Below are 22,713 nucleotides of genomic sequence, written 5' to 3'. Positions count from 1 at the left end.
AACGGGTCACGCCCGTGACGCCGGTGATCTTCGTAGTCGCGCAGCGCGGCCAGCGCGGGCCTCTGCAGCAGCAGGATGGCGATGATGTTCAACCAGCTCATCATGCCTACGCCGATGTCGCCCAGCGCCCACGCCACTGTCGCACTGTTCATCGCCGAGTAGCCCGTAGCGGCCAGGAACAGCAGCTGGAAGGTGCCCATCACCCACCCTCGGGGACGATCGCGGCAGAGGTAACTGACGTTGGTTTCGGCCATGTAGTACAGGGCCAGGATGGTGGTGAACGCGAATGGCAGGATCGCCAGCGCGACGAACGACTTGCCGAAGCCGGGCAAGGCCGACTCCACCGCGTGCTGTACGAAGCGTGGCCCTGCTTCCACGCCGGGAAGGTTGCCCAGCAGCAGGCGCGCCTCGTCCGGTACACCGTTCACCGCCGGGTCGTAGACGTTGTAGAGCCCGGTGGAGAGAATCAGGAAGGCCGTCGCGCTGCACACGACCATGGTGTCGATGTACACCGAGAACGACTGCACCAGCCCCTGCTTCACCGGGTGCGACACTTCTGCTGCAGCAGCAGGATGCGCGCCACTGCCCATGCCAGCTTCGTTGGACAACACGCCACGACGTACCCCCCATTGGATCGCGGTCCCGATCATCGCGCCGAATCCGGCGTCAACACCGAAGGCGCTGCGCAGCACCAGGGCGATGACCTCAGGCACGCGCTCGATGTTGAGTACCATCACCACCGCAGTGACCAGCAGATAGGCCACGGCCATCACCGGCACCACCCATTCGGCGACGCGCGCGATGCGACGCACGCCGCCAAGCAGGATCGCCGCCAACACCACCAGCAGCACACCGGTGGTGACCATCACCGGAACATCCCACGCTTCGTTCACCGCACTGGTGATGGCGTTGGACTGCGTGCCCGCCAGCATTGCCCCCGCCAGCACCGTGACCAGCGCGAACAGCACGGCGTACCAGCGCTGGCCCAGCCCCTTCTCGATGTAGTACGCCGGGCCACCGCGATACTGCCCCTTGGCGTCGCGATCCTTGTAGATCTGCGCCAGGGTGGACTCGATGAACGCGCTGGAGGCACCGAGGAAGGCGACGATCCACATCCAGAAGATCGCGCCCGGACCGCCGAAGGCAATGGCCATGGCGACACCGGCGATATTGCCCACGCCCACCCGGCTGGACAGCGACAGTGACAACGCCTGGAACGGCGAGACACCGGCATCGGAGCGCTCGTGACGGAACATCAGGCGCAGCATGTCCGGCAGCGCGCGCAACTGCACGAAGCGGGTACGCACGCTGAAGTACAGGCCCGTTGCCAGGCACAGCACCACCAGGTACGGGCTCCAGACAACGGCAAGCACGGCATTGACGATCGATTCGACATTCATCGCAGGGCCCCCATCAGAAGAACATGCCCAGGGCGACCTGGGGACTGATGATGCGGCCGGTATTGCGGCCGGCAACGGTGAATTCGACGCCGGCGATCAGCCCCAGCGACGGGCTGAAGTGGTACTCGACAGCGGGCGCGAAGGTCAGGTTGCGACTGGCCGGGCGGTGTTCGTTGATGGGCCGGACGCCACCTGCAGCGTCGGGCGCGAAACCGGTGAGGCGCTGGCCGGTCTCGCGGCTGGCGGCAACTTCCATCACGCCGACCCAGCGTTCGTTGAAGCTGTACTCGGCGCCCACGGAAAGACCCAGTACCGAGCCCCGCGCGATATGGCCCTGGAAGCCGTCCTCGGTGCCGTACACGCTGGTGCCGGAGATGGCCGTTCGCGATGGCGCCGGCCCCGCGCTGAACTGCGCCCGCCAGCGCAGCGGCCGATCGTTGCCCAGCCACAGCACCTGCTGCACGGCCAACGCGGCGACGGTGCGCTGCACGCCATCACCCTGCGCATCCAGCGGATTGCCGGTGATGCGGTCGTGGCTGCCGGTGCTGAAGCGCTGTACCAGGGCAATCGACACCGCCGGCGTGGTGCCATCGGCGCTGGGGGCCTGCAACAGGTATTGCAGGCGTGCGGTGGTATCACCGGCACGGAAGCCTCGGCTGTGTGCGTTGCCGGATTCGGCGCGTGATGCACTCAGGTTGACCTGGCCGGTCACCCGTTCGCTGAAACCGTATGCGATGGGCACCACCATCGCCCACGCGCCGCTGCGTTCGCTGCTGCGCTGGCGGTCGCCGTTGTGGTCGAAGGACGAGGAACTGTCGACCCGCACCAGATAGGGTTCGACGTACCAGTGACTCGCCGGCATGCCGGCAGGATTGGGCGTGATCAGCGGGCCGGTGAAGTTGACGCCGTCTAGCGTGCGCTCGTTGGCCTGCGCGGAAACGACGGCAAGCGCACTGAGTGCCAGTACCAGGCAGACACGCACCGCACTGCGAGGAGGATGATGCATGGGAACCGCTCCTGTACGACGTTGGATGGACTTCCACCCTGCGTCGCCGGGAACGGCACACCAATAAGGAAACTTTCAATTCGTCATGCCTGCTTTGCGCATGGCACTGCCAGGAAAACCGCCAGACGTTGCCCGGCTGCCGGGAAGTCCCGTTCGGCCTGGAACTGCGCTGTGCGGGCACCGGTTTGCGGTGCCCGCAGACACGCCCATCAGCCGCGCTGGCTGACCCACTGCGCCAGCAACACGGCCGTGGCGGAAGCGACATTCAGGCTTTCAACCGCGCCACTGCCGGGAATCGACAGCTGCTGGTCACACTGGCTGGCCAGGCCGCGATCCATGCCTTCGCTTTCCGCGCCCATCACGTAGACCAGGCGGGCCGGCAACGACGCGCGGAACACGTCATCGCCACCCTCGACCAGGGTCGCGGCGAGGCCGAAACCGGCCGCGCGCAGCTGCGCCATCGCTTCTGCATCCTCAGGCAACTGCACCAGCGGCACCGACTCTGCGCCGCCCTCGGCCACGCGTGCGGCCGCGCCGGACAACGCCAGCGTACTGCTGGACGGCAGCAGCAGCGCCTTGGCGCCGAAATGCGCGGCAGAGCGCAGGATCGCACCGAAGTTGTGCGGATTACCGACGCCATCCAGCCACAGTGCCAGCGCCGGGCCTTCGCCCAGTTCGGCCAGCCACTGCGCCAGCGGCAACACCGGCGCGCGCAGCACGTCGGCCACCAGGCCTTCATGGTGGGTGGTGGCAGCCAGCTTGTTGAGGTCGCCCTCCTCCACCACGCGATAGCCCACGCGGTTGGCCACGCACCACTTCAGCACCGGCTGCATGCGCGGAATCAGCGATTCCACCAGGTACAGCTTGCGCAACGCCTGCGGCCGCTTGGCGAACAGGGCCTGCACGGCGTTCCAGCCATACAGGCGCAGTTCGTCGTTACCGCGCCCCGGCGGCGGCGGGGTGCCGCCCTCACGCGGTGGCAGCGGGGTGGCCCGCGGCGGTCGCGACGACGGGCGGCGGGCGTTCTTCCAGGGATCATTCACTACGGGACAACTCCAGCTTGCGTTGACGCCAGAAATCGGCGTTCTTGATGCCCAGGGCATCGGGGTCGAAGGTCGGATCGAGGCCGAGCTTCTTCTGTCGTTCGTAATCACGCAGGGCCAGCATGGCCGGCTTCTGGATGATGAGGATGGCAATGATGTTCAGCCAGGCCATCAGGCCCACGCCGATGTCACCCAGCGCCCAGGCCAGGGTTGCATTATGGAACGCGCCGAACACCACCATGCCGATGATGCCCAGGCGCAGCAGCAGCACGGTCAGCGGGCGCTTCTTGTTGTGGTTCACATAGCTGAGATTGGTCTCGGCCATGTAGTAGTACGCCATGATGGTGGTGAAGGCGAAGAAGAAGATGGCGATCGATACGAACGCCGAACCCCAGCCCGGCAGCACCGCTTCCACGCCGGCCTGCGCGTAGCCCGCGCCTTCCGGAATGCCGGCCAGGCCCTGGAAGATCGGCTCGGCGCCGGCCACGGGCGAGTACACGTTGTAGGTGCCGCTGGCCAGGATCAGGAACGCGGTGGCGGTACACACCATCATGGTGTCGAAGTAGATGGCGAAAGCCTGCACGTAACCCTGCTTGGCCGGGTGCGAGACTTCCGAGGCGGCTGCCGCGTGCGGGCCCGAGCCCTGGCCGGCTTCGTTGGCGTAGATGCCGCGCTTGATGCCCCACTCCACCGCCAGGCCCATCATCGCGCCGAACGCGGCGTGGGTGCCGAAGGCGCTCTTGAAGATGATGCCGAACATTTCCGGCACGCGGTCGTAGTTGATGATCATGATGACGATGGCCATCAGGATGAAGCCGGCGGCCATGAACGGCACCACCACTTCGGCGAAGTTGGCGATGCGCTTGACGCCGCCGAAGATCACCACGCCCAGCAACAGCGCGACCACGATGCCGATGCCCAGCTTCAGCGCCTGCACCGATTCCATGCCGAAGGCCTGGCCATCGAGCGGGCCGCACAGTGCGGTGCCACGGCAGGCGTTGATGATGCTGTCGGCAATGGCGTTGGCCTGCACGCCCGGCATCAGGAAGCCGGCGGCGATGATCGTGGCGATGGCAAAGGCCAGCGCGTACCACTTCAGGCCCATGGCCTTTTCGATGTAGTACGCCGGGCCACCGCGGTAGCGGCCTTCGGCGTCCTTGGTCTTGTAGATCTGCGCCAGGGTGCATTCCACGTACGACGTGGACGCGCCTAGGAAGCCCATCACCCACATCCAGAAGATGGCACCGGGGCCGCCGAAGGCGATGGCGGTGGCCACGCCGGCGATGTTGCCGATGCCCATGCGGCCGGCCATCGACATGGCCAGGGCCTGGAACGAGGACACGCCGGCGTCGGATTTCTCACCCTTGACGGTGAGGCGGCACATCTCGAAGAAGCCGCGGATCTGCATGAAGCGCGTGCGCAGGCTGAAGAACAGGCCGGCGGCCAGGCACATGAAGATCAGCGCCTTGCTCCAGATGATGCTGTTGATGAAATGTACGGTAGCTTCCACGCGCGCTCTCTCCAGTCGGCGGGTTGTAAGGACGTCCCGTCGGCTGGAAGGGACCGGTCGATTCTCCCTGATCGAAGGCCGCTGCGGTAGCGCTGTTTTGTAGAGCCGAGCCCATGCTCGGCTTGGGCCCCGAGGGCAGCCGAGCATGGGCTCGGCTCTACAGCGGCCAGCCCGCGTCTTCAGGGCAGCTGCGTGCGTACCCGGGCGAACCGGCGCAGGTCGTGCAGGACGCCGCGCTTGTAGACCGCGCAGCGCTCCACGCCTTCTTCCTGGAAGCCGTTCTTCTCCAGCACCCGGGCCGAGCCGAGGTTGAAGTCGACCACGGTGGCCTGCAGCCTGAACAGGCGCAGTTCGTCCATTACCCACGGTGCGAACTGGCCGACCACGCGGGTCATCACGCCCTGGCCCCAGTAGGCCTGGCCCAGCCAGTAACCCAGTTCGGCGGTATGCCCACGTTCGGCCGCGCCCTGCTGGGCACCGACGCTGCCGCAGGCCTGGCCGTCTATCTCGATGGCCAGGTTCAGGGTGCCGGGGGCCAGCACGCGGCCCGCGAGGAAGGCCTCGCCATCCTCGCGCGTGTACGGGTACGGAAAGCGATCACGCAGGCCCCGCGACACTTCGGCGTCGTTGGCATGGCGCAGCAGCGATTCCAGATCATCCGGGCGCCAGGGGCGCAGCTGGAAGCCGTCGCCCCGCAGCAGAGTGGTCGGATCAGGCATGGCCGCCCACCGAGGGCGATTCCGCTTCCTGCTTCTCCAGTTCGCGCTTCACCGCTTCCGGCGAGCGGGTGTAAGGGGCCAGCCGCGCGTAGAACGCCGGCACCACGAACAGCGACAGGAAGGTGGACAGGGTGACGCCGAAGATGATCACGATGCCGATCGTGCCACGGCTGGCCGAACCGGGGCCACCGGCCACCACCAGCGGAATCGCACCGACCACGGTGGCGATGGAGGTCATCAGGATCGGGCGCAGGCGCACCATCGCCGATTCGATGATCGCTTCGCGCACGGTTCTTCCGTCGTCGCGCAGCTGGTTGGCGAATTCGACGATGAGGATGCCGTTCTTCGCTGCCAGGCCGACCAGCATGACGATGCCGATCTGGCTGAACAGGTTCACCGTGCCGCCGCTCACCCACAATCCGACCAACGCACCGAGCACGCCCAGCGGCACGGTCAACATGATGGTCAGCGGGTGGATGAAGCTCTCGAACTGCGCGGCCAGCACCAGGTAGACCACCAGCAGGGCCATCGCGAAGGTCAGCAGCACCGCGCCGCCAGCGCTCTGGTACTCGCGCGATTCACCCTTCCAGTTCACCTGCGCGTACTGCGGCAGCTCTTCGCGCGTGACCTGCTGCGCCCAGGCGATGGCCTCACCCAGCGGATAGCCCGGCGCCAGGCCGGCGCTGATGGTGATCGAACGCAGTCGGTTGAAGCGGTTCAGGGTGCCGGCCTCGGCCACTTCGCTCAGTGTGACCAGGTTGGACAGCGGCACCAGTTCGCCGGAGGTGGCGCGCACGCGGATCGCGGCCAGGTCGGCCGGGCTGGCACGGCCATCGCGACCGGCCTGCACCAGTACGTCGTATTCCTCGCCGTTGTCGACGAAGGTGGTGACACGGCGCGAACCCATCATGGTTTCCAGCGCCGAACCGATCGCGGTGACCGGCACGCCGAGGTCGGCCGCACGCTGGCGGTCGATGTTCACCCGCATCTGTGGCCGGGTTTCCTTGTAGTCCGAGTCCGGGCCGACCAGGCCGGGATTGTCGGCCATGCGCAGCAGAATGCGGTCGCGCCACTGCGCGATCTCGGCGTATTCCGGGCCACCCAGCACGATCTGGAACGGCTGCCCGCCACTGCGCACCAGGCCGCCACCCACCTGGGTGCGCACGCGCACGCCACGGATGGTGTCCAGCTCCTTCTGCAGTTCGTTGGCGACTTCCGGCGTGCCTTCGCTGCGCTGACGCCACGGCTGCAGGAACACGCTGACGCGGCCGGTGTGCATTTCCTCGCTGGCGCCGAAGCCGCCGGGCACGCGCGGGTTGGCGCGCACGATCGGCTTGTCCGCGCCCACGTGCGGCGCCAGCAGCGCTTCCACCTGCTGCACCTGCTGCACGGTGTAGTCGTAGCCGGCGCCTTCCGGTCCATCGATCATGATCTGGAACGAACCGCGGTCTTCGGCCGGCGCCAGTTCCGACGGCAGCACCTTGATCAGCAACCAGCTGGCCGCCAACGCAGCAACCATCACCAGCAGATAGATCCAGGTGCGATCCACATGATGATCGAGCACCCGCCCATAGGCACCCGCCAGGCGTTCCAGGTTGCGATTGATGAAGCCGTGCAGGCCGCGCGGTGCCTGCCCGGTATGCGGCTTGAGCAGCTTGGAGGCCATCATCGGCGTCAGTGTGAGCGCCACGAACGCCGACAGCGCCACTGCGGCGGCCAGCGCCACTGCCAGTTCGCGGAACAGGCGCCCGGTGTTGCCTTCCAGGAAACCGACCGGCAGGAACACCGCCACCAGCACGGCGGTGGTGGCGATCACCGCGAAGGCGACCTGCGCCGTACCCCGCTTGGAGGCCACCAGCGGTGGCTCGCCCAGGTCGATGCGGCGCTGCACGTTCTCCACCACCACGATCGCATCGTCCACCACCAGGCCGATGCACAGCACCAGAGCAAGCAGGGTCAGCAGGTTGATCGAGAAGTCGAACGCATACAGCGCGATGAACGCCGCGACCAGGCACACCGGTACCGTCACCGCCGGAATCAGTGCGGCGCGGAAGCTGCCGAGGAACAGCCAGATCACCGCCAGCACCAGGATCATCGCCTCCACCAGCGTGGCGTAGACGCGGTCCACGGCGGCTTCGATGAAGGTGGTGTTGTCGAACGCAACGAAGATCTGCGTGCCCTTGGGCAGCGACAGCGCCACACGCTCGGCTTCGGCACGCGCAGTGCGCGCCACGTCCAGCGAGTTGGCGGTGGAGGTCTTGACGATGCCCAGGCCGATGCCCGGCTCGCCGTTGCTGCGGTAGTACGCGCGACGCTCGGCCGAGGCCAGCTCGATCTTCGCCACGTCGCCCATGCGCACCACGTAGCCATCGCGGCCCTTGCCCAGCGGGATGGTCGCGAAGTCTTCCGGCTTGATGTAGTTGCGCTCCACGCGCAGGGTGAAATCACGGTCGGTCGACTCGATGCGCCCGGCCGGCAGTTCCACGTTCTCGTTGCGCAGCGCGGTTTCCACGTCGCCGGTGGTCAGCCCGCGTGCGGCCAGCTGGTCACGGTCCAGCCAGATGCGCATTGCATAGCGCTGGCGGCCGCCGATGCGGACCTGGGCCACGCCGTCGAGGCTGGAGAAGCGGTCGACCACGTAGCGGTCGGCGTAGTCGCTCAGCTCCAGCGTGTCCATGGTCGAGGAGACCATGTTGAACCAGATGATCGGGTCGGCATCGCTTTCGACCTTGGCGATTTCCGGCGGCCGCGCTTCTTCCGGCATGCGGTCGGCGACACGGCTGACCGCGTCGCGCACGTCATTGGCCGCCGCTTCGATATCGCGGTTGGAGGTGAACTCGATGCTGACCTGCGAGCGGCCGTTGGTGCTGCGCGCGTTGATCGTATCGATGCCTTCGATGCCGGCCAGCGCATCTTCCAGCACCTGGGTGATGCGGCTTTCGATGACCGCTGCCGAGGCGCCGGTGTAGTCCACCGATACCGAGACGATCGGCGGATCGATGGCGGGCAGTTCGCGCAGGGTCAGGCGGGTGAAGGACATCACGCCCAGCACCAGCAGCAACAGGCTCATCACCACGGCGAACACCGGCCGCTGGATGGAGACGTCGGACAGCTTCATCCGCCGTGGCCCTCGGCCGCGACAGGTGCAGCGGCGTCAGCGGGCTTTGCACCGCTGGCCGGTGCCGCATCCTTGGCCGCGACCTTCAGGCCTGGGCGCAGCTTGCCGGTGCCATCTACCACGATGCGCTGACCGGCTTCCAGGCCTTGCTTGATCTCAACCACGCCGGCGCGGCGCGCACCGGTCACCACGTCCACGCGCTCGACGCTGTCGTCGCTCTTGATGCGGTACACGAACGTGTCGCGGCCCACCTGCACCACGGCGATTTCCGGCACCACCAGCGCCGGACGCTCGGGGCGGAACAGGCGCACGTCCAGCAGCATGCCCGGGCGCAGCGCGTGGTCGCTGTTGGCGAAATCGCCGCGCACGGTCACCGCACGGGTCGCCGGGTCGATGCGTGCGTCGATGGTGCTGACCACGCCCTCGAAGGTGCGGCCCGGCCACGCCACGCTGGTGGCGCTGACCTTGTCACCGACGCCCAGCGCGGCCAGTTCCACTTCCGGCACCTGGAAATCGATGTGCATGTGCTCGATGTCGTCGAGCGTGGCGATCACCGTGGTCGGCGTCAGCAGCGTGCCCGGGCTGACCTGGCGGATACCCAGGACCCCAGCGAACGGCGCACGCACGCGGCGGTCGCCGATATCCGCCTGCATCTGCGCCACACGCGCCTCGGCGGCATCACGGATCGACTTCTGCGTATCCAGCGTGGCGCTGGACACCAACCGCTGGGAGGCCAGCTCGCGCTGGCGCTTGTACAGCTGGTCGGCCTCGTGGAAGGTGGCCTGCGCCTGCACCAGCGCAGCCTCCTGGGCCTGGCCGCGCAGGGTCACGATCGGTGCGCCGGCGGCGATGTGCTGGCCGCTTTCGAAGTGCACCTTCTCGACGATCTCGCTGACCTTGGCGGTGACGCTGATCGACTCGCGTGCCTTGGCCGTGCCCAGTGCCTGCAGGGTGTCGTTCCACTGCCGGGACTGCACGACCTGCGCGGTGACCGGCACCGCTTCTCCCTGCCGACGCGCGGCGGCCTCCTGTTTGCCTGCGCACCCGGCCAGCACGGCCAGGCTGAGGCCAAGGGCCAGGGTCGAAGCGATACGAGCCAACATGAATGGTCCTGATTGATCCACGGCCGCCGAGTGTAGGCAAGAGCCCGCAAAAGCGGTATGTGCCAAGCGTTTACCAGCGTGGAACCAGTGCCGTGATAGCGCCCGGAATCCGTTCCGTGCAAGGCGGGTCGTGGCGATGTCGGCGTGTGTCGAGGTGTATCCAGCCGTGCACCGCAGGCGTTGCCATCGTAGAGTCGAAGCTGCCCGGCAGAGGGCGTCGGGCGGGGGCGGATCCTGGCGGGGATCCGGCCCCGGTTTTTTTACACCCGGCGGATCAATACCGGTAGTTCACCTTCATCCACAGGCTGCGGCCCGGCTCGTTGATGCGCACCGGATCGGCCGGGAAGCCGAAATCGGCGCTGCCGGCCAGGTTCAGATGCTCGCTGTAGGCACGGTCGAACAGATTGTCGACACCCGCGCTGAGCTGCAGCTGCGAACTGAAGCGGTAGGCCGCATTGAGCGCGAAGGTGGCGAAGCCGGCACTCGGCCCCAGGTCCTGCGCAACCACATTGCCTTGGCCATCGGCGACACGATGCTGGTGGGTCACCGCGCGCAGCAGCGCACCGGCACTCCAGCGCTCGCCTTCCCAGTTCGCGCTCAGGCGTGCTTCCAGCGGCGGCATCTGCGGCAGCGGACGCTGCTGGTCGCGGTTCTCGCCCCAGGCATAGGCCAGCGTACCGCCCAGCTTCCATTGTTCGGCCAGGCTCACTTCCAGCCCGGCTTCGGCACCGGCGATGCGCGCATCGACGTTGCTGGCTTGGCTCATGCTCATCATGCCGCTGCCGTGGTAGGTGAACAGGATGTAGTCCTGGATCTGCCCGGCGTACGCCGAAACCCACGCCTGCACGCGCGGTCCCTTGTACTGCAGGCCGACGTCGAGCTGGGTGGTGCGTTCGGGCTGCACGCCGGTGAACGCGTTCACCGCGCCGGCCGGGCCATGGTTGGGCGAGAACAGCTCCCAGTAGTCGGGCATGCGCTCACTGTGGCCGAGACCGGCATACCAGGTCAGACCGTCGGCCAGGTCCTGCTCGTAGCGCAGGAAACCGCTGCCGAGCCATTCCTTGCGGCGCTGGCCCGCAGTCGGATTGGGCATGTTCCCCATCATGCCGCGGATCGATTGCCGCTCATCGCGCACGCTGGCGCGGTCAATGCGCAGGCCACTGATCCAGCGCTGGTCGGTGCCGGCGCCCAGGGTCAACTCAGTGAACACGCCATAGCGGCGGAAGTTGGCATCGGTCTCCCAGGCGGCCTGTCGGTAAGTGTCGCGGCCCATGCCCATGCGGCCACGATGGCGGCTGTCCTCGCCATCCACACCGGCCACCAGCTGCACGTCCTGCCAGCGCCACTCGGAACTGACCCGGCCGCCCTGGGTACGGCGATCCACGTTCGACGCCATCGGCATCGGCATCATGCTGTACGGGTTCGGCGTGCGCAGCGTGTAGTTGTCCATCACGTGGTCGGCCTCGTTGTAGTACACGTTGGCCTGCAACGTGTCCCACGCACCGGGAAGATTTCGTTTTTCGAAGCGCGCGGCATAGCTGGTGCGTTCGAACGCGGCACCGTCCATGCCGCGCCCGGCGTAACGCGCGATGGCATCACCGGCACCGGCGGAAATCTCCAGCAGCGTGTCGGCATCCGGCGTCCAGCCGATGGCCACGTCGCCATTCCACTTGCGCCACTTCGAGGGCACCACATCACCGTGGCCATCCTTGTAGTCGTCAGCTTCGGAACGGTTGCCGCTGGCGCGTACATAGCCGGTCGGATTGCCCAGGGTCAGGTCCAGCATCTGGTCGTTGCGGTTGCGCGAGCCAACCAGCGCACTGGCGTCCGCCCGCAGGCCAGGCTCCTCGAAGCGCGGCGTATCGCGTTCGAAGCGCACGGTGCCGGCCGAGGCACCGGCGCCCCAGCGCACGCTCTGCGGGCCCTTGATGATGGTCAATCGGTCGAAGCTCTCCGGCGCGATGTAGGACAGCGGATTGTCCATGCGCGATGGGCAGGCGCCGATCAGGTTGCCATCGTTGCTGAGGATGTTCAGGCGCGAACCGAACATGCCGCGCAGCACCGGGTCACCGTTGGTGCCACCGTTGCGGATGGCGGAGAAGCCGGGAACGGTCTTCAGGTAATCGGCGCCATCACTGGCGGGTACCGGCTGCCGCGGCAGGCGCGGATCGGTCACCCAGTGCAGTGGCGACGAGGGCGCGGCGGCGGTGACCACCATCGTGTCGAGGGTACGCGCCTCTTCGGCGGGCGCAGCGTGGGCCAGAGTTGCAGCCACGGCCAGGCCAAGGGCAACCGGCAGGCGCGCGCAAGCGCCCGCGGGGCGGGAAGTCATTTTCATCGGAACAGCTCCAAGGTACGCACGCGCGCACGGCGCCGGTCAGGCGTCGTGCGGCAGATTCGATAGGGACATCAGCGAACGATGGAGAAACGCGGCGGCCCACGCGCGGCATGCGCCGGCCAGCGCAACGCGGGCAGTACCTGCTGAGACCACGGGAACACCAGGCGCGGCCGCCACAGCAGCGGCAACAGCAGCACCAGTACCGCCAGCCATGGCAGCAGGCGCATCGCCAGCACGCAGTATTCGCAGGCTTCGCCGTGCATGGCGTGGGGGTCGGGCGGACGGTCAGGCGCTACCGGCGAGGACCCGTGTTGATCGTGCCCGGCCATGGCCATGCCGTGCATGTCATGGCCCATGGCAGCGTGGTCCATGCCTGCCATCGCGACGTGCGCCATCGGCTGCGTCTGCAGCGCGCGACTGACCAGTGGCGCAAGCACCATCAGCAGCGTCGCCAGGACGGCGAGCTGGAGCAGAAGGCGCTGCGGGCGGGACAGGCGGGTCACCCCGCTAGTGTAGATGCGGGTCCAGGGTTGCCCGTGCGACGAACCGTCGCAGGAGGGGGTTTATCGGCAGGGCTTGCAGCCCTGCACCCGCTGAATCAACGTCAACGTCAACGTCAACGTCAAAAGCGGGCAATCCGTGGGATGGCGGGGTGGGTCCGGTTGCGGGAGACGCCGTAAACCCGTCCCTGGGGGCTTGGCCGCGGCATCCATGCCGCGGACACTCCCGCAACCGGACCCACCCCGCCTTCGACAGATTTCTGCGATCTGTCGTAGATCCACGCTATGCGTGGATGAATCTCCATCGGAATCGAATATTTCGAATTGGAATCGAAAAGCATCCACGCATGGCGTGGATCTACCGAGTCGACCAAGGTCGACACCTACCAACAGCCGCCGGAATCTGTCAGAGGTGGGGCGGTGTCGGAGTGCGGGGACGCTGCAAGTACGTCCCTGTAAGCTTGGCAGCCGCATCCATGCGGCTGACACCCCGCACTCCGACACCGCCCCGCCAACCCACGGAATGCCGCTTCTGCTGTTGCTGTTGCTGTTGCTTGAATGCCGCGGCAGGTGCAGGGCTGCAGGCCCTGCTCGACCCACCTCACACCGTGATGGTCTGGGTCAGTGACTCCCACGTCGGTGGCACCGGCCACGCCGCCGCCTGGTTGCCATCCAGCACCCTGCGCAGGTCGCGCGGATCAATCTGCGGTGCCAGCACATGCACCAGCTCCAGCGCGTAATCACGCAGCACACGGTCGCGCGGCAGCACCGCCCAGGCAATGCACTCGGTGATCGGCTCCGGGGCCGGCCACGAGCGCAGGTCTTCATCGTTGGAACTGACCGCCATCTCCGCCAGCAGGCCTACACCCAGACCGGTACGCACGTAGGTCTTGATCAGATCCGCATCGAGCGCGGTCAGTGCCAGGTCGGGCGCCAGCCCATTGGCGGCGAAGGCGCGCTGCAGCGACGAGTTCGGACGGGTCGATGACTCGTAGCTGATCAATGGCTGGCGGGCCAGCGCGGCCAGGTCCGGGGCGCGGCCGGCGCGGTCCAGCGGGTGACCCTTCGGCACCACCACCAGCCGCCGCCAGCGGAACAGCGGCACCGCGATGCCATCGGTGGGCTCACCGCCGGCGGTGCTGATGATGGCGATATCGGCATCACCCTGGTTCAGGCGATCCAGCGCATCGGCTTCGCCGGCCTGCTGCAGGTGCACGCTCACCTGCGGGTAGGCCTGCTTGATCGCCGCCACCGCCGGCGGCAGCACGAAGCGCGCCTGGGTGTGGGTGGTGGTCAGGATCAGCTGGCCCTGGCTCTCGCGGCGCTGGTTGGCTGCATAGGTGCGGATGTTGTTGGCCTCGGCCAGTACCGCACGGGCGCGGGCGATGACCTCGGTGCCGGCCGGGGTAACCGACTCAAGGCTGCGGCCCTTGCGTACGAACAACAGGAAGCCAAGCTCGTCCTCCAGCTGCTTGAGCTGCTTGGACAGGCCGGGCTGGGTGGCATGCACGCGCGAGGCAGCCAGCGTGATGTTCAGCTCGGCGTCGGCGATGGCAACCAGATAGCGCAGCTGGGTCAGCGTCATGGGAGGCAGGCGGCGTGGGGCGGAGGTCCACTCTAGGGTCATTTGCCGTCACCAGCTTATAACCAAAGGTTGTTTAAGAAAGGTATCTGGTCATTTCCGGGCGTCATATGCCGGCGCTACGGTCAGCCGGCAGCCGCTGGCCTGAACAGCCAGCCCTCCCCCTTCGCCCGCCGAAACCCGGCGCGGCCCCGTTTCCGGAGCGCTTCCATGGCCCTGTACGACTCCATCCTCGATACCGTCGGCAACACCCCCATCGTCAAGCTGCAGCGCCTGGCGCCACCGCAGGTCAGCGTCTACGCCAAGGTCGAGTCGTTCAACCCGGGCGGCTCGGTGAAAGACCGCCTGGCGCTGGCGATCATCCTCGACGCCGAAGCGCGCGGGGTGCTCAAGCCGGGCGACACGATCGTGGAGGCCACCTCGGGCAACACCGGCGTGGCACTGGCGATGGTCGCCGCCGCGCGCGGCTACAAGTTCGTGGCCACCATGGTCGAGACCTTCTCGGTGGAGCGCCGCAAGCTGATGCGCGCCTATGGCGCCAAGGTGATCCTGACCCCGGCCGCCGAACGCGGCAGCGGCATGGTGCGCAAGGCTGCTGAACTGGCAGAGCAGCATGGCTGGTTCCTGGCCAGCCAGTTCGCCAACCCGGCCAACCCGGCGTATCACCGCAACACCACCGCCGCCGAGATCCTGCGCGACTTCGCCGGCAAGCGGCTGGACTACTTCGTCAGTGGCTGGGGCACCGGCGGTACGCTCACCGGCGTGGGTGAAGTATTGAAGGTCGCGCGCCCGCAGACCCGCATCATCGCCACCGAACCGGCCGGTGCCGCACTGCTGAAGGGCGATGACTGGAAGCCGCACAAGATCCAGGGCTGGACCCCGGACTTCGTGCCGGATGTGCTCAACCGCGATGTGGTGGATGAACTGGTGACGGTGGAAGATGACCGCGCCATCGCCACCGCACGCCGACTGGCTGCGGAGGAAGGCATCTTCGTCGGCATCTCCGCCGGCGCTACCGTGGCCAGCGCACTGGACGTGGCCGCACGTGCCGAACCGGGCTCAGTGATTCTGGCCATGCTGCCGGACACCGGTGAACGCTATTTCTCCACGCCGCTGTTCGCCGATGTGAATGAGGGGTCCGACGACGACTGGCTGGCCGGCCTGCCATAAGAGCCGGGGTCGGCTCCCTTTTCCGCAGGGGAAGGGAACCGCCCTCCTCCGCTTCAGCCTGCGTGAAGGCGTCGCCCGCCATCGTGCGTGAAGACCGTCGGATCGCAGCGCGTGAGACGGTCATGACGCAGTATCGATGCCCTGTCCCCTACCGTGGGAACAGCCGGCGCAGATGCTGCGCGGATCACCTCACAGGCAGGAGACGGACGCATGAAGATCGAAGTTTGGCAGGGCGACATCACGACCCTGGCGGTGGATGCGATCGTCAACGCGGCCAACGAAACACTGCTCGGCGGCGGCGGGGTGGACGGCGCGATCCATCGTGCAGCGGGCCCCGCATTGCTGGCCGAATGCGAGGAGCTGCCGGAGCTGCGCCCGGGCGTGCGTTGCCCGACCGGCGAAGTACGCGCCACCAGCGCTTACGCTTTGCCTGCACGCTATGTACTGCACACGGTGGGCCCGGTCTGGCATGACGGCCAGCGCGATGAACCGGCGTTGCTCGCCAACTGCTACTGGAAGTCGCTGCAGCTGGCCGAATCGCTGGGTGTGCAGTCGATCGCGTTCCCGGCCATCAGCTGCGGCGTATACGGCTATCCGCTGTACCAGGCCGCGCAGATTGCAGTGACCGAAACACTGGCGTGGCAGCGCAGCCATGCACAGCCGATGCGCATCGTGCTGGTGGCGTTCAACACTGCCACGGCGAAGGCTTACCAGCAGGCGTTGAGCGCCGCCGGGCAAAGCGCGGACAACGAACCGCGCGCGTCGATGCTCCCGCCTCTGGGCGATGCGGGCTTCGCCGCTGCGCACTGAACCGCAGCGCGGCAGGTAGAAGAAAAGGCCGGGCATTGCCCGGCCTTTTCCGTTGCAGCCTTGATGTCATCCACGCTGCGCGTGGACCACCTCAACGGCTGGCAGCTTCCACCGCCGCAGCGTCATCGGCCACGGCGGCGGCATCGGCCGCAGCGCGGGCCGCAGAGGCCACAGCACCGTCAGCGCTGGCCCCATCCACCTGCACGCGCACTTCCACCATGCCTGCGCCGTTGTTCAGGCTGGAAACGTCGACAGTGTAGTGACCGGCCGGCAGGGTCTCCTCCAGGCGCGAATTGGTACCGTTGCCACCGTCATCATCGGTCAGCTCGACGTCGCCGCCGACCACGCGCAGCACGGTATCGACCTGGCTGGAAATCGCATCCAGGCGCACGTCGGCCGGGCGGTCCAGGGTCAGCAGGAAGCGGCGGCGGCCATCGTTGTCGAGCATCGTGTACACGCTGCCCGACTTCGGCAGTGCAGTGCCATCGCGCTCGACCAGATTGCCGGGCAGCTCGATGCGGTTGGCCGACAGGGTGAACATGCCGTTGACGCCGTCGCCCAGGCCGCGCGCGGTCAGGGTGTACTTGCCCGGCTTCAGCGACAGGGTCAGGCGCGAGTTGGTGCTGTCCCCGCCATCGTCATTCTCGGCATCCACGCCCTGGCCCGACAGCTTCAGCACCGGATCGAAGACCTCCGACACCAGGCGGATCTCGTACAGGCCGGCCTTGTCGACCTGCAGGGTGTAGTCCTGGGAACCACCGGCCAGCATGTCGACGATCTCGCCACTGCCCGCGAGCGGCTTGCCGTCATACGGCACCAGCTTCTCGGCGCGCAGGCGGTACGGACCGTAATCGGTCGAGCCGTTGGCGTTGACCGCCACCTGGTAGGTGCCGCCACCGTTGGCACGGAAGGCAAGCGAAACGTCGCCTTCGCGCTCGTAGCCGGTGTTGCTGCTGGCCACCAGGCTGCCGTTGTTGAACACGGCGATCGAGCCGCTCAGCGAACCGGTCAGCTTCAGCCCGACCAGCTGCTTGTCTTCCAGCTTGATCTGGTAGAGCTGGTGGTGGCTGCCGTCGTTGTAGTTGATGCCGCTGCGCGAGGTGATCTCGCCGGACACCGGCTTGTCGAAATCGAGCGACGCGGCCTTGCCTGCGTCACCACCGCCACCGAGACGGTTGCACCCGCCGGCGACCAGGACCGTGGCGACGGCCAGTGTGAGTGCTGCCAAACGCATGTTGTTTCTCCTTGGCCTTCCATGTGGTTCCCGCGTACCGGCCGGGCACGCGGGGGCGGAAAAGATACCCGCAAAAGCAAACGCCGGCGTGATGCCGGCGCTGCCTTGTTCATCCAGCGATGGGACGGATCAACCGTTCCACTTGCCCAGCGCGGCCAGGCCGTTGTCCTTGGCGCGCTCGTACACGGTCTTCTGGGCAGCGGCGTAGTTGCCCTTCATGTCCTTGGCCCACAGCTTCAGCGCGGCCTGCTGCATGGCGCGGCCGTAGGAGAAGCTCAGCGGCCACGGCAGGTTGCCCAGCTGGTTCATCGCGTTCAGGTGCTCGGTGGACTGCTCGTCGCTCTGGCCACCGGACAGGAACACCACGCCCGGCAGGATCGCCGGCACGGTGCTCTTCAGGCACATCACGGTCGACTCAGCCACTTCCTCGACGTCGGCCTGCTCATCGCAGTTCTTGCCGGAGATGACCATCGAGGCCTTCAGGATGGTGCCTTCCAGCAGCACGTTCTGCTGGTACAGCGCGTCGAACAGCGAACGCAGGGTGGCTTCGGTGACTTCGTAGCAGGTCTCGATGTCATGGTCGCCGTCCATGATCACTTCCGGCTCGACCATCGGCACCAGGCCGCATTCCTGGCACAGGGCGGCATAACGGGCCAGCGCGTGAGCGTTGGACTCGATGCAGGTGCCCGACGGAATGCTCTCGCCGATGTTGATGACCGCACGCCACTTGGCGAAGCGCGCACCCAGCTTGTAGTACTCCTGCAGGCGCTCGCGCAGGCCGTCCAGGCCTTCGGTGACCAGCTCGCCCGGGCAGCCGGCCAGCGGGTGCGCACCCTTGTCCACCTTGATGCCCGGAATCATGCCGTGGTCAGCCATGTACTTGGCGAACGGCACGCCGTCCTTGGTCGACTGACGGATGGTTTCGTCAAACAGGATGGCGCCGGAAATGTGCTCGTTGAGCTTCGGCGTGGTCAGCAGCAGTTCGCGGTAGGCACGACGGTTCTCCTCGGTGTTCTCGATACCGACGCCAGCGAAACGCTTGGCGATGGTAGCGGTGGATTCGTCGATCGCGATGATGCCCTTGCCCGGGGCAACCATGGCCTGGGCGGTTTCAGCCAGCTGTTCGATGCTCATGTACTTCCTGTGGCGGGTGCGGGAAAAACGTAAGTATAGCCCCGCTACCCGTTGCCCCGACGTGGAGGCCAGGCTGGAAACGATTCCAATGCCCGCGCAGGACAATCATTGACCCATGCGGACTGAGCGTGGGTACCGCGCAAACCCGGATCCCGGGACGAGTGCCCCCTGAGTCAGGGGGCGGCCGTGCAGCGGCGGGGGTCTGGATGCTGGTAAGAAGGGGCCCACGATCTGCACAGCAGATCGTGGGGCGGCAGCGCGCATGCGATGGCGCGTACCTTACAGGTCGCCCAGCCCAATGGCGCGGCCGTCTTCGCCCACTTCCAGCAGGCGCAGGGTATTGGTGGCACCGTGGGTTTCCATGTGCTCACCGCTGGTGAACACGACGCGGTCGCCGGCCTGCAGCAGGTCGGCTTCCACCAGCAGGCGGATGCTGCCACGCGCCGCTTCGCGCGGGGTCAGGCCACGACTGTCGAAATTGATCGGATAGACGTCGCGCATCAGCGCCATCTGCCGGCGTGCGCCGTCATGGCGGGTGACCGCGAACACCGGCGCCTTGGCGCGGAAACGCGACAGGTAACGCGCAGTGCCGCCGGATTCGGTCATCGCCACGATCGCGCGCACGCCCACGTGCTGCGACAGGAACATGGTGGCCATGGCGATGGCCTGGTCGGCACGTTCCAGGTTGCGCGGCGAAGCGTTGAAGTCGGTCTCGGTCTGGAACTGGCGCTCGGCACCCAGGCAGATGCGTGCCATCGCTTCCACGGCCTTGACCGGGTAGGCACCGGCAGCGGTTTCGGCCGACAGCATCACCGCGTCGGTGCCGTCGATGACCGAGTTGGCCACGTCCAGCACTTCGGCGCGGGTCGGGATCGGGCTTTCGACCATCGACTGCAGCATCTGCGTGGCGGTGATCACCACCTTGTTCTGGGCCAGCGAGGCCTTGATGATCTTCTTCTGCAGGCCCGGCAGTTCGGCGTCGCCGATTTCCACGCCCAGGTCGCCACGGGCCACCATCACCACGTCGCTGGCCTCGACGATCTCTTCCAGGTTCTCGATCGCCTCGGTACGCTCGATCTTCGATACCAGCGCAGCATCGCAGCCATGCGAGCGGGCGATGTCACGCGCATCGTTCATGTCCTGCGCGTTGCGGCAGAACGACACGGCGATGAAGTCGACACCGATCTTGGCGACGATGCCGATCAGCTCCTTGTCACGCTCGGTCAGCGCGCCCAGCGAGAGGCCGCCGCCCTGCTTGTTCAGGCCCTTGCGGTCGGACAGCACACCGTCGTTGAGCACGGTGTTGATGATGCGCTCGCCCTGCACCTCCACCACCTGCAGCTGCATGAGGCCATCGTCCAGCAGCAGCACATCGCCCGGGCCCACGTCCTGCGGCAGGCCGAGGTAGCTCACGCCCACCTGGGTCGTATCGCCGGGACCGGCGTTGGAGCTGGCGATCAGGTCGAAGCGGTCACCCGCCTTGAGCTGCACCTTGCCTTCGGCGAAGCGTTCGATGCGGATCTTCGGGCCCGGCAGGTCGGCCAGGATGCCGACCTCCACCCCCACGCGCGCAGCAGCGGCACGCACTTCGGCCGCACGCTTGGCCTGGCCGGACGGATCGCCATGGCTGAAGTTCAGGCGCACCACGTTGACGCCGGCGCGGAACAGATCCTCCAGCACGCCCGGCGGATCGGTGGCCGGACCGAGGGTGGCAAGGATCTTGGTGCGACGCTGACGCTCGAACATGGTGAAGGGGCCTCTCCCGTTAAAGAACGGAAATTAGCACATCCTTCACGCCCCATGTATACGGTTACAGCCTTGTGCTGCCTGACTCCGCGGGTCATGGAACGGACATGGTCCGGACATACGCTGGCGCAGGGAGTTCTGTGGAGCCGAGCAAGGGCTCGGCTCCACAGGAGACTAGGCCAGCAGCGTTTCCAGCTGTGCCGGCTCACGGGCGAGCTGGCCAGCACCGGCGGCAGTGAGTTCCTCCTCACCGCCAAAGCCCCACAGCACGCCGACACTGCGCAGGCCGTGGTGGCGTGCGCCTTCGATGTCCATGCGGCGGTCGCCGATCATCCAGCACTGCGCGGGCTGCACCTGCAGCCGACGCAGCGCCTCACCCACCAGTTCTGGCTTGTGGCTGCGGGAGCCGTCCAGGGTGGAACCGACGATCTCCTCGAATAGCCCGCCAAACGGCAGGTGGGCGAGAATGCGGCGCGCGTGCGGCTCGTTCTTGGCCGTGACCACCGCCAGGCGGTGGCCACGACCATGCAGCGCGCGCAGGGTGTCTTCCACCTGCGGGTACACCGTGTGCGCGCGCCAGCCTTCGACGTCGAAGCGCTCACGGTAGTAGCCCACCGCCTGTTCCACCCGCGCCGGTTCGCCGAACAGCGGCGCGAAGGTAGTCCGCAGCGACGGACCGATCCAGCCCAGCAGCGTCTCCTGCGACGGCACCGGATGGTCCATCTTCTGCAGCGCATAGGCGATGCAGGCGGTGATGCCCACCTGCGAATCGATCAGCGTGCCGTCCAGGTCGAAGAACAGGACATCCTTGCTGCGGTCGGCACTCATGCGCCGCGCGCGTCGAGGGCGGCGACCGCCGGTAGGGTCTTGCCTTCCAGGAACTCCAGGAACGCACCGCCACCGGTGGAGATGTAGCTGACGTCCTTGGCGATATCGAACTTGTCGACCGCCGCCAGGGTGTCGCCGCCACCGGCGATGGAGAATGCCGGCGAGCTGGCGATGGCGCGAGCCAGCGCTTCGGTGCCCTTGCTGAAAGCTTCGAACTCGAACACGCCGACCGGGCCGTTCCAGACCACGGTGCCGGCCTTCCCGATCAGCTGCGCGTACTGCGCAGCGGTCTGCGGGCCGATGTCCAGGATCAGGTCGTCCTCGGCAACGGCGTCGACCGCCTTCACTTCGGCAACAGCATCCGGCATGAACTGCTTGGCGGTGACCACGTCGACCGGCAGCGGAATGTCGGCGCCACGCGCCTTGGCATCGGCCACGATCTTCTTCGCGGTGTCCAGCAGGTCCGGCTCGTACAGCGACTTGCCGACGTTGTAGCCAGCGGCAGCAATGAAGGTATTGGCGATGCCGCCACCGACGATCAGCTGGTCGACCTTGCCGACCAGGTTGGCCAGCAGTTCCAGCTTGGTGCTGACCTTGCTGCCGGCGACGATGGCCAGCAGCGGCTTGGCCGGCGCATCCAGCGCCTGCGCCAGCGCGTCCAGTTCGGCCATCAGCAGCGGGCCACCGGCAGCAACCGGGGCGGAGCGGATGACACCGTGGGTGGAGGCCTGCGCACGGTGCGCGGTGCCGAAGGCATCCATCACGAACACATCGCACAGCGCCGCGTACTTCTTCGACAGGGCTTCATCGTCCTTGCCCTCGCCGACGTTCATGCGGCAGTTTTCCAGCAGCACCAGCTGGCCGGGCTGCACGTCGACACCGTCGACCCAATCACGCACCAGCGGGACCTCGCGGCCGAGCAGCTCGGACAGACGCTGGGCGACCGGCGCCAGCGAATCGGCTTCGCTCCACACGCCTTCCTTCGGGCGCCCCAGGTGCGAGGTGACCATCACCGCCGCACCCTGCTCCAGCGCGCGCTTGAGCGTCGGCAGCGAAGCGGTGATGCGCTGTTCGGAGGTGATGCGGCCATTCTCGATCGGCACGTTCAGATCCTGGCGGATCAGCACGCGCTTGCCGGAGAGGTCGAGGTCGGTCATGCGGACGATGGACATGGGCAACTCTTTGGCTCAGGGACGGGATGCCGGGCTACGGCAGACGGCCATTGTATCGGGTGGCGATGCCTGCGGCAGGCAGAGGCGTACGGCAACAGCGAACTGCAACAGCCAAAGCGCTGGCGCTTCTTGGTGCTGAGGGTGAGCCGGGGTGCTGTGGGATGGCAGGGGACGCCATAAACCCGTCCATGGGGGCTTGGTCGCCGCATCCATTGCGGCTCACACCCCTGCCACCCCACACCGCCCCGGCCTCGACAGGTTCATGAGGCGGAGCGGATGGCAAAGGCAGGAGCAAGAGCG

Annotated in this window: 17 protein-coding genes; 2 read left to right on the top strand and 15 right to left on the bottom strand. The window is 66.9% G+C overall.

Features of this window, described 5'->3' with window-relative positions:
* From N5J73_RS20430 to N5J73_RS20385, 10 genes are all read right to left on the bottom strand, one after another.
* Positions 1-1,400, bottom strand: a 1,400-nt coding sequence (locus N5J73_RS20430; RefSeq protein WP_279941333.1) for an alanine/glycine:cation symporter family protein, incomplete at its 3' end; no start/stop codon positions are given.
* A gap of 13 nt (positions 1,401-1,413) precedes the next feature.
* Positions 1,414-2,406: a hypothetical protein gene (locus tag N5J73_RS20425; RefSeq protein ID WP_049447390.1), complete on the bottom strand. Its 993-nt coding sequence runs from the start codon at positions 2,404-2,406 to the stop codon at positions 1,414-1,416.
* A gap of 209 nt (positions 2,407-2,615) precedes the next feature.
* A complete protein-coding gene (locus tag N5J73_RS20420) occupies positions 2,616-3,449 on the bottom strand; it encodes a TrmH family RNA methyltransferase (protein WP_049447389.1) in 834 nt (277 codons plus the stop codon).
* Positions 3,442-4,959, bottom strand: coding sequence for an alanine/glycine:cation symporter family protein (locus N5J73_RS20415; RefSeq protein WP_049447388.1), 1,518 nt, complete (start codon positions 4,957-4,959; stop codon positions 3,442-3,444). Before N5J73_RS20415 ends, N5J73_RS20420 begins: the two co-directional genes overlap by 8 nt.
* A 179-nt stretch (positions 4,960-5,138) precedes the next feature.
* The gene (locus tag N5J73_RS20410; RefSeq protein WP_049447387.1) at positions 5,139-5,678 is read right to left on the bottom strand and encodes a GNAT family protein; all 540 of its coding nucleotides are present in this window, start codon (positions 5,676-5,678) and stop codon (positions 5,139-5,141) included.
* The gene (locus tag N5J73_RS20405; protein ID WP_049447386.1) at positions 5,671-8,796 is read right to left on the bottom strand and encodes an efflux RND transporter permease subunit; all 3,126 of its coding nucleotides are present in this window, start codon (positions 8,794-8,796) and stop codon (positions 5,671-5,673) included. The genes N5J73_RS20410 and N5J73_RS20405 overlap by 8 nt, the downstream gene beginning before the upstream one ends.
* Entirely contained in the window at positions 8,793-9,899 is a 1,107-nt protein-coding gene (locus N5J73_RS20400; RefSeq protein ID WP_049447385.1) for an efflux RND transporter periplasmic adaptor subunit, read from the bottom strand. Before N5J73_RS20400 ends, N5J73_RS20405 begins: the two co-directional genes overlap by 4 nt.
* Positions 9,900-10,173: 274 nt before the next feature.
* Complete coding sequence (locus tag N5J73_RS20395; RefSeq protein WP_049447384.1) at positions 10,174-12,237, bottom strand: TonB-dependent copper receptor; 2,064 nt, start codon at positions 12,235-12,237, stop codon at positions 10,174-10,176.
* Positions 12,238-12,308: 71 nt separating this feature from the next.
* On the bottom strand, positions 12,309-12,740 hold the full coding sequence (locus tag N5J73_RS20390) for a DUF2946 domain-containing protein (RefSeq protein ID WP_049447383.1): 432 nt from the start codon (positions 12,738-12,740) through the stop codon (positions 12,309-12,311).
* Between the two features lie 598 nt (positions 12,741-13,338).
* The gene (locus tag N5J73_RS20385; RefSeq protein ID WP_049447748.1) at positions 13,339-14,322 is read right to left on the bottom strand and encodes a LysR family transcriptional regulator; all 984 of its coding nucleotides are present in this window, start codon (positions 14,320-14,322) and stop codon (positions 13,339-13,341) included.
* A gap of 207 nt (positions 14,323-14,529) precedes the next feature.
* Here N5J73_RS20385 and cysK point away from each other — a divergent pair, with 207 nt between their 5' ends.
* The gene (cysK, locus tag N5J73_RS20380) at positions 14,530-15,489 is read left to right on the top strand and encodes a cysteine synthase A (protein WP_049447749.1); all 960 of its coding nucleotides are present in this window, start codon (positions 14,530-14,532) and stop codon (positions 15,487-15,489) included.
* A 210-nt stretch (positions 15,490-15,699) separates the two neighbouring features.
* The gene (locus tag N5J73_RS20375; protein ID WP_049447750.1) at positions 15,700-16,299 is read left to right on the top strand and encodes an O-acetyl-ADP-ribose deacetylase; all 600 of its coding nucleotides are present in this window, start codon (positions 15,700-15,702) and stop codon (positions 16,297-16,299) included.
* 91 nt (positions 16,300-16,390) lie between these two features.
* On the opposite strand, the gene N5J73_RS20370 is transcribed toward N5J73_RS20375, so the two are convergent.
* From N5J73_RS20370 to N5J73_RS20350, 5 genes are all read right to left on the bottom strand, one after another.
* On the bottom strand, positions 16,391-17,533 hold the full coding sequence (locus N5J73_RS20370; protein ID WP_049447751.1) for a hypothetical protein: 1,143 nt from the start codon (positions 17,531-17,533) through the stop codon (positions 16,391-16,393).
* A gap of 129 nt (positions 17,534-17,662) precedes the next feature.
* A complete protein-coding gene (locus N5J73_RS20365) occupies positions 17,663-18,667 on the bottom strand; it encodes a class I fructose-bisphosphate aldolase (RefSeq protein ID WP_049447752.1) in 1,005 nt (334 codons plus the stop codon).
* A 279-nt stretch (positions 18,668-18,946) separates the two neighbouring features.
* The gene (gene pyk / locus N5J73_RS20360; protein ID WP_049447753.1) at positions 18,947-20,413 is read right to left on the bottom strand and encodes a pyruvate kinase; all 1,467 of its coding nucleotides are present in this window, start codon (positions 20,411-20,413) and stop codon (positions 18,947-18,949) included.
* A gap of 174 nt (positions 20,414-20,587) precedes the next feature.
* Positions 20,588-21,241, bottom strand: a complete 654-nt coding sequence (locus N5J73_RS20355) for an HAD hydrolase-like protein (RefSeq protein ID WP_049447754.1) — start codon at positions 21,239-21,241, stop codon at positions 20,588-20,590.
* Entirely contained in the window at positions 21,238-22,413 is a 1,176-nt protein-coding gene (locus tag N5J73_RS20350; protein WP_049447755.1) for a phosphoglycerate kinase, read from the bottom strand. Before N5J73_RS20350 ends, N5J73_RS20355 begins: the two co-directional genes overlap by 4 nt.
* Between the last annotated feature and the right edge of the window lie 300 nt (positions 22,414-22,713).

The sequence above is a fragment of the Stenotrophomonas sp. GD03654 genome, from assembly GCF_029845105.1.
In the GTDB taxonomy this organism is placed as follows: domain Bacteria; phylum Pseudomonadota; class Gammaproteobacteria; order Xanthomonadales; family Xanthomonadaceae; genus Stenotrophomonas; species Stenotrophomonas africana.
This window is presented reverse-complemented; position numbering and strand designations above follow the sequence as displayed.